The organism is Mycobacterium sp. 20KCMC460, from assembly GCF_022179425.1.
Classification (GTDB): domain Bacteria; phylum Actinomycetota; class Actinomycetes; order Mycobacteriales; family Mycobacteriaceae; genus Mycobacterium; species Mycobacterium kiyosense.
The window spans coordinates 782003-793563 of record NZ_AP025524.1 but is presented as its reverse complement, the minus strand read 5'-3'; the positions used below and the strand labels follow the sequence as shown (position 1 = coordinate 793563).

9 protein-coding genes are annotated in these 11561 nt (G+C 69.0%); 2 read left to right on the top strand and 7 right to left on the bottom strand.

Annotated features, from left to right (window positions below):
* Positions 1-46 precede the first annotated feature (46 nt).
* The 7 genes from MKCMC460_RS03715 to MKCMC460_RS03685 all read right to left on the bottom strand — a co-directional run bounded on the left by MKCMC460_RS03715 (position 47) and on the right by MKCMC460_RS03685 (position 9929).
* Complete coding sequence (locus MKCMC460_RS03715; protein WP_236980148.1) at positions 47-1048, bottom strand: MaoC family dehydratase; 1002 nt, start codon at positions 1046-1048, stop codon at positions 47-49.
* Between the two features lie 148 nt (positions 1049-1196).
* Positions 1197-2132: an enoyl-CoA hydratase/isomerase family protein gene (locus MKCMC460_RS03710; RefSeq protein WP_236980146.1), complete on the bottom strand. Its 936-nt coding sequence runs from the start codon at positions 2130-2132 to the stop codon at positions 1197-1199.
* A gap of 3 nt (positions 2133-2135) precedes the next feature.
* Positions 2136-3659 carry a fatty-acid--CoA ligase FadD4 gene (gene fadD4, locus MKCMC460_RS03705; RefSeq protein ID WP_236980144.1) on the bottom strand — a complete coding sequence of 508 codons (1524 nt, stop codon included), beginning with the start codon at positions 3657-3659 and terminating at the stop codon, positions 2136-2138.
* Between the two features lie 43 nt (positions 3660-3702).
* On the bottom strand, positions 3703-4977 hold the full coding sequence (locus tag MKCMC460_RS03700) for a sodium:proton exchanger (protein ID WP_236980142.1): 1275 nt from the start codon (positions 4975-4977) through the stop codon (positions 3703-3705).
* Between the two features lie 428 nt (positions 4978-5405).
* Positions 5406-7226, bottom strand: coding sequence for a phosphoenolpyruvate carboxykinase (GTP) (locus MKCMC460_RS03695; protein ID WP_236980141.1), 1821 nt, complete (start codon positions 7224-7226; stop codon positions 5406-5408).
* 178 nt (positions 7227-7404) lie between these two features.
* Positions 7405-8934 carry a hypothetical protein gene (locus tag MKCMC460_RS03690; RefSeq protein ID WP_236980139.1) on the bottom strand — a complete coding sequence of 510 codons (1530 nt, stop codon included), beginning with the start codon at positions 8932-8934 and terminating at the stop codon, positions 7405-7407.
* Positions 8931-9929, bottom strand: a complete 999-nt coding sequence (locus MKCMC460_RS03685) for a hypothetical protein (RefSeq protein ID WP_236980137.1) — start codon at positions 9927-9929, stop codon at positions 8931-8933. Before MKCMC460_RS03685 ends, MKCMC460_RS03690 begins: the two co-directional genes overlap by 4 nt.
* 135 nt (positions 9930-10064) lie before the next feature.
* On the opposite strand from MKCMC460_RS03685, the gene trmB reads away from it, so the two are divergent.
* Together trmB and MKCMC460_RS03675 are read left to right on the top strand one after the other, a co-directional pair.
* A complete protein-coding gene (gene trmB / locus MKCMC460_RS03680) occupies positions 10065-10811 on the top strand; it encodes a tRNA (guanosine(46)-N7)-methyltransferase TrmB (protein WP_236980135.1) in 747 nt (248 codons plus the stop codon).
* Positions 10808-11557, top strand: a complete 750-nt coding sequence (locus MKCMC460_RS03675) for an NYN domain-containing protein (protein ID WP_236980133.1) — start codon at positions 10808-10810, stop codon at positions 11555-11557. Before trmB ends, MKCMC460_RS03675 begins: the two co-directional genes overlap by 4 nt.
* Positions 11558-11561 lie beyond the last annotated feature (4 nt).

Genomic DNA, 11561 nt, shown 5'->3' with positions numbered 1-11561 from the left:
CGACCGCCCCGGTCCAGCAGCGGGCCCGGGCGGTCGTTCTGCAAGCTCAGAACTGCAGCGCGCTGAAACGCCAGTCCAGCACCTGGCGGTCCGGCTCACCCGCGACGTCGCTGACGGCGTGTACCAGCGACCGCAGCCCCAGCACACCATCTGCAGCGGATTCGACGTGCAACTCGCTGTACAGGGTGTCGCCTTCGCGTACCGGCCCGGTGTGGTCGCAGGACTCCCAGCCCAGCACGGTCACCAGGTTGGGCAGCAGCCGGTTGGCCTGCGCGAACGCCAGCCCGATGGTGTGTCCGCCGTACACCAGCCGTTGCCCACCCACCCGCGAATCATGATGTGTGGCAGCAACGTTCAACGTGAGTCGGGCCAGCTCGGCGGCGCTGCCGACCACGTCGGCGGTGCTGTGCAGCACCGCGCCTGCGATCCCGGCGTCGAAGTGCGGCCCCGGCACCCGGCGCCGGAATGCCGCGGCGTCCCAGGATTCGGTCGGCGACACCGCCGGCGGGGCGGCATCGGCCCCGACACCGGAAAGGTCGTCGGCGCGGCCGGATCCCGCAACCCAGTCCGGGCTGGCCGGCAGCATCGCGCAGCGGTAGAAGTCCAGCACCAGCTGGTCGGACTGGTCGATGGTGGTCATCCGCAGCGCCGCAAGACCCGTGGGCGGGCGGCCCGCCTTCACGGTGTTGGCGCGCAGGCCCACGACTTCGGTGCGGGTGTAGAGGGTGTCTCCGAGGACTGGGAATCGGTGGAAGGTGAGTCCGCGGTAGAACAGGTTGGCCTTGACCCGCTGGGTGGCCAGCGTGGACTGTCCGATCGCCACGTCGCACACCAGCCCCGGATGGGCCAGTGCCGCCGGCGCGCCGGTCACCGCGGTGCTCAGGTCGGCGTCCAGGGCCAGCCGCAGCCGGTCCCCCACGATCGCCTGGTGCGCGGCGGCCAGACCGCCGGTCAGGGTCACCGAGGGCGCCCAGTCGAACACCTGGCCCACTGTGAGGTCGTCGAAGTAGGGCCCGCCCGCCCGGATGCCCGTGTAGCCGTTAGTCACAAGGCCACATGCTGGCAGGCTGGCTCGAGGGGGGTCAAACGCAGCCCCGTCACCCCCCTTCCCGAGAGTGAACCGCACGACGCGACACGCCCCGGTTTTGCGTCGCGAGACTCACTCTCGGCGCCCGGCAACGCCGGTGGCGACCAATTCAAGCGCTGATCGCGTCCACCAGACCCCACTGCAGGGCCGTCTCGGCGCCGACGGTGTGACCGGAGAGCACCAGATATGCGGTGCGCCAACGCCCGATCCGGCGGGCGACGCTGACCGTGCCGCCGGCCCCGGGGATCAGGCCCAGGCTCAGCTCCGGTAATCCGAAGACCGAATCCGTTGCCGCGACCACCCATCCGCAGAATGCGGCCATTTCCAGCCCGCTGCCGAGCACCTGCCCGTGCACCTCGGCGCGGCAGGCGTGTCCGAGTCGCGTGGTGAGTTCGTCGAGCACCAGGGCTGGGCTGTGTCGGGTGCGGGCCAGATGAGCGCCCGCCGGGTCGGCGAAGCTGCCGAATTCGGCGAGATCGCCGCCGCTGCAGAACGAGGGGCCGTTGCCGCTCAACACGATTCCGGTGACCGAAGTGTCCAGTTGCGCGACCGCGAGTGCCTCCAGCAGCGCCGCCCGGGTATCGGTGCAGAACGCGTTGTGCCGTCCGGGCCGATTGAAGGTGACGCGCACTATATCCCCGTCCCGTTGGGCTACAACCGGATCGGTGGTTTCGGGCATCCGAGCCGGGCCGCGTTCGGCTAGCCAGCGCGCGAATTCCGGCCCGGCCTGCAGGGTGGAATATGCCAGCGATTCGGTGACCAACCCTGCCGTCGCCGGACCGGCCGGGTCGAGGCTGCGCAGCACGTCGTCGCAGATCGCACTGGCCTGCGGCCACCGCTCACACCGTGCGGTCAGCTCATCGAGTGCCCGCCGCACCGAGCCGACGGTGATGACCCGCCTATCCGCGCACGGTTGCTCGGTCAACGTGAAAGTTGCTGTCTGGAGCCAGAATTCATCTGCTACCGACCCGTGCGCCACGATCACACCGGGCGGCCGGCCCACGTCGACGTCCGGCGGGTTGGACAGGTCGACCACCCGGAGCATCGGTCACACCGAATACTTCTCGACCAACTCGTTCTTATACAGCTTGCCGGTGTCGGTGCGCGGCAACGCCTTCTCGAACGCGATGGACCGTGGGCACTTGAAATGCGACAGATTCTCCCGCAACCAGGCCAGCAACTCCTCGCCGAACTCCTCGGTGGCCTCGCCGGGGTCGACGGTTTGCACCACCGCCATCACCCGCTGCCCCATCTCGTCGTCCGGAACACCGAAAACCGCGGCGTCCAACACTTTTGGATGAGTGACGAGCAGGTTCTCCGTCTCCTGCGGGTAGATGTTCACCCCGCCGGAGATGATCATGTGGTGCCGGCGGTCGGTGAGATAGAGGTAGCCTTCCTCGTCGAGGTAACCGATGTCGCCGACGGTCATCCAGCCGTGCTTGTCGCGGGCGGATTGGGTTTTCGACGGGTCGTTGAGGTATTCGAAGGAATAGCCGCCTTCGAAGTAGATCTCGCCGGGATGCCCGGGCGGCAACTCGCTGCCGTCCTCGCCCACGATGTGCACCGTGCCGATCATGGATTTGCCTACCGAGCCCGGATGCGCCAGCCACTCGTCGGCGCTGATCAGCGTCGAACCGATCGCCTCCGAGGAGGCGTAGTACTCGTCGACGATCGGCCCCCACCATTCGATCATCTGCTTCTTGATCAGCACCGGGCACGGGGCCGCGGCGTGCATGACCCGCTTCAACGAGGACAGGTCGTACGAATTGCGCACGGCCTCAGGCAGTTTGAGCATCCGGACGAACATGGCCGGCACGAACTGACCGTGCGTCACGCCGTAGCGCTGGATCGCGTCCAGCGTGCCCTCGGCGTCGAACTTCGCCATCACCACCGTGGTGAGTCCGGCGGCTTGCACGGTCATCGACCACACCGACGGCGCGGTGTGGTACAGCGGCGCCGGGCTCAGATAAACGGCGGCAGGGCCCATCCAGAAATCGACCAGCGCCGACATCATGCCCGGCGCGTCTTCCGGTGGGACGTGCGGCAATTCGCGTTTGATACCTTTGGGCCGGCCGGTGGTTCCCGACGAATACTGCAGCAGGTCGCCTTCGATCTCGTCCTCGATCGGGGTATCCGGTTGCCCGGCAACGCATTCCGGGTAACGCTGCCAGCCCGCAAGCGAGCCGTCGGCGATCAGCAGCACTTCCGGCAGGCCGTGGGGCAGGTGCTCACCCAGGCCGGCGCAGACCTCCCGCAGCGCCGCCGATCCGACGATGGCCTTGGCGTTGCTGTTGTCGACGATGTAGGCCGCCTCGGCTGCGGTCAGGTGGGTGTTGATCGGCACGTAGTACAGCCCGCTGCGCCGGGCCGCCCACATGACCACGTGCATGTGCGCGTTGTTCTCCATCAGGATCGCGACGGCGTCGCCCTCGGCCAGCCCGGCTCGGCGAAAGTAGTGCGCCAATTGGTTGGCACGCGCCTCGAGTTCACCGAACGTCACCACCGTGCCCGACGGATGCAGGATCACCGCGGGCTTGTCGGGGTGCGCCTGGGCGTGCGAGCGAATCTGCATGGCTGAACTTTACGACGCGCGGATTCGCGGGCCGCTAGCCGAACTAACTTAGGGCAAGCACCGGCGCGATCCGGCGAACCGGCTCTGCAGACTCCTCGGCACGGACGAACGGCGCGCGCAGCGTCGGCAGGATGTGGTGCCGGTTCACCACCAGCGCGACCACCGCCACCGCGGCATAGACGCCGCTGAGCACCAGCCGGCCCTCGGTCGAGGTGATCGGGAACTGCACGACGAACAACGCCAACAGCGTCCACGCGGTGTAGCGGTGGAACCGCAGCGCCAGGATCAGCGCGACGCCCATCATGGTCTGGGTCGCGGTCAGCAGCATCTCCTCGACCTGGCGGCCGTCCAGGACCAGGCTGCTCCCGCCCCCGCCGGCCAGGTGGGCGATCGGCAGCGAGCCCATCAGCAGCGTCCACTGGTTCACCTTCGACGAGATCAGCGTCGCGATGGCCGCGGTGCCCTTGCCGCGGGCGGCGAAGATGATGGCGATCACGAACTCCGGCGCCTCTGAGGCCAGCGGCGCCAGCCACTGGACCAGCAGGAACCGGTCGATCCCGAGCTGGTCACCCGCGGCGATCATGCTCTCGGCGAATGGTTGCGCGCAGGCCAGGATGACCGCGGCGGCGAAGGCGAACATCGTGCAGACCACGGTCAGGCGGACCCGCCGCGGCAGGGTGCCCAGTGCCGCGGCGGTGCCGATCAGCTCCGGCTCTTCGACCTCACCGCGGGTCAGCTTGTAGAGGTAGAACCCGAACCAGCCCAGCAGCGCGACGCCGAGCACGATGTGGATGTGGCCGGTGGCCGGGACGACGAACGCGACCACCCCGGCGATCAGCAGGAACCCGAGTTCGACGCGGTTGCCGCGTTCGAGGGTCACGCCGTCGGCTTTGCGCACGATCCGGCGCGCCACCCAGAGGCCGACCAGGACGACGACCGGCCAGCCCAACCCCATCAGCAGCCGGTTTGATCCCGTCATGTTGGCGGCCGCGTATTGGGTGTAGTCGGCGTTGTGCCCGGCGGTGTACGCGTAGTAGAGGTCGACGGCGTATTCCGGCAGCACCGCGATCAGGGCGAGCACCGCGATGGCCAGCCCGCCGGATACGTCGATCTGCGCGGCCTCGGCCGCCCAGGCGAGCAGGAAGCTGGCGGCGACGACGGCCGCCCCGTAGCTGATCAGGGCGACCACCGGTGTCGGGTGCAGTCCACCGAAGCGCGCCACCAGCGCTGGGCTGATGAACAGCATGGTGATGAGCAGTGAGCGGATCAGGGTGTGGGCGGCCGACCGGGGTCGGCGGCGGTTGGCGAGTAGGGCCATGTCCGGTGGATCCTCCCGTTTGGCGATCCTTGGTCCGTCGGCGCGCGGCGAGACCTCGGACCGACGTGCTGTCGGCCGAAGGTCTCGCTCGCCGGAAAACCTCTCCGGTGGATGACCGGGCGATCTAGATCGCCAGTATGTCGACCATCCGCAGTCGCCGGCTGTGCGCGGCGATCTGGAACTACTCCCCTTCGCTAGCTATGACGGTAACCCGATTCTCAGCCGATGGCAACTTAGCGCGGCTACCGGTTACTTAAACAGGGTTACCTTAGATCCGCAGTTCAAAGGCGTGGATCGGTGAGTTCGCCCAGCCGAACATTATTATCCGGCAAACCGTCTGAAGCGGTCCGTGCCGCCCTCACCACCCGGCCGAGCCAGATGAAAAGAGCCCCCATTCGGCAATGGGGGCTCTTTTACGTCTGCTCGCGTTACTGGGCGAGTCGCTCCTTCAAAGCGTCGAACTCGTCCTTGACGCCGGTCGGCAGCTTCTCGCCGACGAACTCCAGCCACTCCTCGATCTGCGGCAGCTCCTCGCGCCACTCGTCGGCGTTGACCTCCAGCGCCGCGGCCACATCGGCAGCGTCCACGTCGAGGCCCTCGAGGTCCATGTCCTCGGCGGAGGGCACGGTGCCGATGGGGGTGGTCCGGCCGCCGGCCTGGTGCTCGATGCGGTCCACGATCCACTTCAGCACCCGGCTGTTCTCGCCGAAGCCCGGCCACAGGAAACGGCCGTCGTCACCGCGGCGGAACCAGTTCACGAAGAAGATCTTCGGCAGCTTGGACTCGTCGGCCTGCTTACCCAGGTTGATCCAGTGGCCCAGGTAGTCGCCGACGTTGTAGCCCAGGAACGGCAGCATCGCCATCGGGTCGCGACGCACGTTGCCGACCTTGCCCTCGGCGGCGGCGGTCTGCTCGCTGCCCAGGGTGGCGCCGATGAACACGCCGTGCTGCCAGTCGCGGGCCTCGGTGACCAGCGGGACCGTCGTCTTGCGGCGACCGCCGAACAGGATGCCCGAGATCGGCACGCCCTGCGGGTCGTCCCACTCCGGGGCCAGGATCGGGCACTGCGACATCGGGGTGCAGTAGCGGGAGTTCGGGTGCGCGGCCTTCTCGCCGTTGTCCGGCGTCCAGTCGCGGCCCTTCCAGTCGATCAGGTGCTGGGGGTCGCCTTCCAGGCCCTCCCACCACACGTCGCCGTCGTCGGTCAGCGCCACGTTGGTGAAGACGGTGTTGCCGCCCTCGATGGTCTTCATGGCGTTGGGGTTGGACTTCCAGTTGGTGCCCGGCGCGACGCCGAAGAAGCCGAACTCCGGGTTGACGGCGTAGAGCCGGCCGTCCTTGCCGAATCGCATCCAGGCGATGTCGTCACCCAGGGTCTCGGCGCGCCAGCCCGGGATGGTGGGCTGCAGCATCGCCAGGTTGGTCTTGCCGCACGCCGACGGGAACGCCGCGGCGAAGTAGTACGCCTTGTTCTCCGGCGAGATCAGCTTGAGGATCAGCATGTGCTCGGCCAGCCAGCCCTCGTCGTGGGCCATCGCCGAGGCGATCCGCAGCGAGTAGCACTTCTTGCCCAGCAGCGCGTTGCCGCCGTAGCCCGATCCGTAGCTCCAGATCTCGCGGGTCTCGGGGAAGTGGGTGATGTACTTGGTGTCGTTGCACGGCCACGGCACGTCCTGCTGGCCCTCTTCCAGCGGAGCACCCACCGAGTGCAGCGCCTTGACGAAGAAGCCGTCGTCCCCGATCTTGTCCAGCGCGGCCTTGCCCATCCGGGTCATGGTGCGCATGGACACCACGACGTACTCCGAGTCGGTGATCTCCACGCCGAGCTTGGGGTCCTCGGCGCCCAGCGGGCCCATGCAGAACGGCACCACGTACATGGTGCGACCGCGCATACAACCGCGGTACAGGTCCGTCATCAGCGACCGCATCTCGGCCGGGTCGTACCAGTTGTTGGTGGGGCCGGCGTCGACTTCGCGCTCGGAGCAGATGAACGTGCGCGACTCCACGCGGGCCACGTCGGAGGGGTCCGACAGCGCCAGGAAGGAGTTCTTGTGCTTGTCGGGGTTCAGGCGCTGGAACGTACCGGCCTCGACCAGCTGCTCGGACAGCCGCGCGAACTCTTCGTCGGAACCGTCGGTGAACACCACCCGATCGGGTTGGGTGAGCTCGGCAACCTCCTCTACCCAGGACAGCAACCCCTTGTGTTTGGTGGGTGCGGTATCCAAGCCGGGGATGGTTGCTGAGGTCATTCGAACTCTCCTGAATTCTGCTGCTGCGTAATCGGCGGTTGTCGGTTTGTTAGGGTCCCGTGGGCACGAACGCATGTGGCTACTCACAGCGATGGCGCTTTGTTACAGGTTATCGCGCATCACTTGTGGGGGAAGTCCTGGGCAGGTATAAGACTGCTCACAAGACCGATTCAGAAGATCAGAATCCGCCACCACCTGCGGTTGGACGCGGGGCGGCGGTCGAATCGGCGGAGGCGCCGGGTGCTGCTTCAGGAGCTAAGGGGTGGCCGGGGTCGCCGAGTTCGGCGCGCACCGCATCCAGGGCGGCCTGGATCGTCGGCATCTCCCGATCGCGCGCGGCGGCGGCACGCGCCGCGGCCAGGGCGTGCTCGCGCAGTTCACCGTCGATCAGGCTCACCTTGTCGGTCACCCGCGCGTTCTCCACCTCGTCGTAGGCGGTCACCTCGGTGCTCAGCAGCGACTCGGCGAGCACCACCCGGCTGGCCACCGTCTGCTCCAGCACCGACCGCAACGCCGACGTCGCCTCCCCCACCCAGCGGTCGAGCGCGGCCCGGTCACCCAGCAGGGTGCGGATGTGCACCACCCACGCCGCCATGGCCAAACCCAGCGCCAAGCACACCGCGATCCCGGCGGCCGTCAGGCCCGGGTGCAGCCGCGGTGCCAGACCGGCCACCACCCGGCTCAGCGTCAGCGCGACACCCAGCCCGAACGCCACCCCGAACACCATCAGCAGCCGGGTCTCCAGCCGGCGGGATTTCAGCTGGGCCGGCGGCACCGGGACGGTCGGGCGCTCGGCGGCGGGCAGCTCCAGCGGCACGCCGACGTGGCGCGCGACCTCGACGAGGTCGGTGTCGACGCCGGCGGCCACCTCGTCGGCGACCTCACCCAGCCGCGCCCGCACCTGCTCCTCGAACCCGGCCATCGCGCGCCGCGGCAGGCCCGCGATGTCCTCCTGCAGCTCGGTGCGCACCGAGGAGCACCGGTTTCGCGCGAAGTACGACAACTGGACCCGGGCCTGCTGGATCTGGCCGCGCAACGTGATCGTGCGCTCGGACCTGGACTGGCGGCGCTGCCGCAACGCGGCGCTGCGCTCCTCGCGCAGCGCGTCGACCCGGGCCCGGCGCCCGGCGCCGTCGGCGTCGCGGTCGAACCGCTGCGCCGCCTTCTGCAGCCGCGATTCCCAGGCCCGTAGCCGATTGCGCCGGGCGGTGTCGGAATCGGCCAGCTGCCCCTGCACTGCGGCGATCAAGTCGTCGACCTGCGGGTCACCCACTTCCGGCGCGGCGGCCACTCCGACCCACGGCACCTGGGCGTAGCGCGGCGCATGCCCGGCCAGCTTGGCCTGGTTGGCGGCCAGCACGTCGCGCCAGGCGTAGTGCACGTCGATTTTGGTGACCACGGCCACCACCACGTCGGTGTTCTCGGCGGCGGCGTCCAGTAGGGCGCAGTCGGAATCGGTCAGCGGGGCGGCCGCCGAGACCACGAACACCACCGCCTTGGGCGCTGCACCGGATTCCAGCTCGGCCGACTCGACGAAGGTGTGCTGCGGCAGCCCTTGGCGCAGCGCGGTGGCCACCGCGGTCACCCCGGCCAGCCAGGGGCCGGTGACCAGCACCACGTCCCGGCGGTTGACCACCGGCGCCGTCAGGTTCGGCCCGATGGAACCCACCAGGGCGTCGACCCGGCCGACCGGGTCGTCGCGCGTCACACCGACTCCCGACGTGGCAGCGCGCCGGTTCGCGACCACAGTCGCAGCGATCCCCGGGTGATGTCGCGCGCACAGGCGCGATGCAGATCACTGCGCGGTGCGCGGCGCTGCCAGTGCACGGCGCGTGCCAGCGGAGCGTCCGGACCGGGGTCCAGGCCGCTGGCGTCGACGACGTCGAGGGCGGTCGTCATCCGGGCGGTCACCGTGTCGTCGCGGGACAGGAACGCACCCACCGCGTCGTCGCGCACCGCGAGCGCCTCCAATTCGTCGACCGCGCGCAGCATCCGCCGGTAGCGCACCTCGGCGCCGGACGTCGCCAGTTGCCGCAGCACCGCGTCGACGCCGCTGGCCCGCCACCACAACGCCCGGACCTGCGCCGGGCCGGCGCCGCGACGCAGCGCCGCCACCGTCAAAGCGATTCCGAAAAGGTCGAGCTTCTGCAGCAACCGGGCCCGCGTCGACGACGCCACCGCGAGCGGCGCGGCCAGAAAACCGTCGAAGGAGCCGTCCAGCCCGGCGAACGCGCCGGGGTCGGCGGCCAGCTCCCGCAGACCCGCCCAGCACTGCGCGTCGAGGTCGTCCAGCGCCGCGGCGGCGAGCAACCCGCTCATCGCCACCACCGGCGCACCGAGCAACTCGGCGAATCTGTCGCACCACGCGCCGGGGGACCCACCGCCGGCCAGGCTTGCGTCGGCCTTGTTCAGCACCGCCAGCGACGGACGCGGCGCCCGGGTGTCCTCGGGTTTGACGACTTCGGCCAGGACGTGGACGGTCAGGTCGGCGGCCGTGCTTTGCACCCGGATGCCCGAACCCGCGCGGTCCAGGACCCGGGCGACGGTGCTGCCGCCCACGCCTCGACGGCCGCGGACGGCCACCGCCAGCGGCGCGGCGACTCGATCGGCGATGGCCGTTATCCGCTGGTCAGCGGCGTGTCGGGCGAACAAAGTCAGCTCGTCGACGAAAATCTGGTGCCCCCTGCTCCTCGTCCTGTTCACGCTTCCTGGCCCGTGCCAGCCCCCACCGAATGGTGGCATTGTCGCCGACGGCGCGCGAGCCAGGTGTCCCCCGTTACCAGCCGAAGGCAACTGTTAGGTATCAATCCGGACCAGAGGCGGCTACATCCGCGGTTCATGGGCCACCATGGACGAATGCATGCGCAACCCGGGGTGGGGTTACGGCCCGACACGCCCTGGGGTTATCTGCCGCCCACCAGTTTCCGGTCTCGGCGTTCGGCGTTGTCCGACACCCAGCGGGAGACCTGGGACCGGCTGTTTCCGCAGCTCGGACGGCAGGCCGACGACGGTGCGCCGCTGGATACGCGTGCCTGGTTCGGCCGGGACGCCCCCCTGGTCGTGGAGATCGGCTGCGGCAGCGGCACCTCGACGCTGGCGATGGCACAGGCCGAACCGGACATCGACGTGATCGCTGTGGAGATCTACCGGCGCGGCCTCGCGCAACTGTTGTGCGCGATCGACAACGCCGGCGTCACCAACATCCGCCTGATCCGCGGGAACGGCGTGGACGTGCTCAAGGATCTGATCGCGCCCGCCTCGCTGACCGGGGTCCGGGTGTTCTTCCCCGACCCGTGGCCCAAAGCGCGCCACCACAAGCGCCGGTTGCTGCAGACCGGCACGGTTTCCCTGATCGCGGATCGGCTACTCCCAGCAGGTGTGCTGCACGCGGCCACCGATCACCCTGGCTACGCCGAGCACATTGCCGCGGTCGGTGACGCCGAGCACCGGCTGGTGCGCGTCGACCCCGGCGCCGAAGCGTTGCCGATCTCGGTGACCCGTCCCACCACCAAGTACGAGACGAAAGCTCAAGAAGCGGGCAGCAGCGTCTGCGAGTTCGTATGGAAGAGGCGCGAAGACAGATGAGCCTGACCGAAACCGATGAAACCCCACCGTCGGAAGCCCTGGCCCGCCCGATGCTGGCGGCCGGTGACATGGTGCAGGAAGGATTGGCCGGCCTGGCGGCCCCGGCCCAGCAGGCGGTGAAGCGCGTCCTGTTGGTGTGGGACGCGCCCAATCTCGACATGGGGCTGGGCTCCATCCTGGGGCGCCGTCCGACGGGCGTGGAACGGCCCCGCTTCGATGCGCTGGGCCGGTGGCTGCTGGCCCGCACCGCCGAGATCGCCAATCGGATGGTCGATGAGCCGGACGTCCGGATCGAGCCGGAGGCAACCGTCTTCACCAATATCGCCCCCGGCAGCGCCGAGGTGGTGCGCCCGTGGGTGGACGCGCTGCGCAACGTCGGTTTCGCGGTCTTCGCCAAGCCGAAGATCGACGAGGACAGCGACGTCGACCGCGACATGCTCGAGCACATCGAGCTGCGGTATCGGGAGGGTCTGGCGGCGCTGATGGTGGCTTCCGCCGACGGCCAGGCGTTCCGGCTGCCGCTGGAGGAGGTGGCGCGCGGCGGAACCCCTGTTCAAGTGCTTGGATTTCGTGAACACGCTAGTTGGGCGCTAGCGTCGGATAGCTTGGAGTTCGTCGACCTGGAGGACATCGCAGGTGTTTTCCGGGAGCCACTGCCGCGGATCGGCCTGGATTCGCTACCCGAGCAGGGAGCATGGTTGCAGCCGTTCCGGCCGCTGTCCTCGCTGTTGACCTCGCGGGTATAGGGAG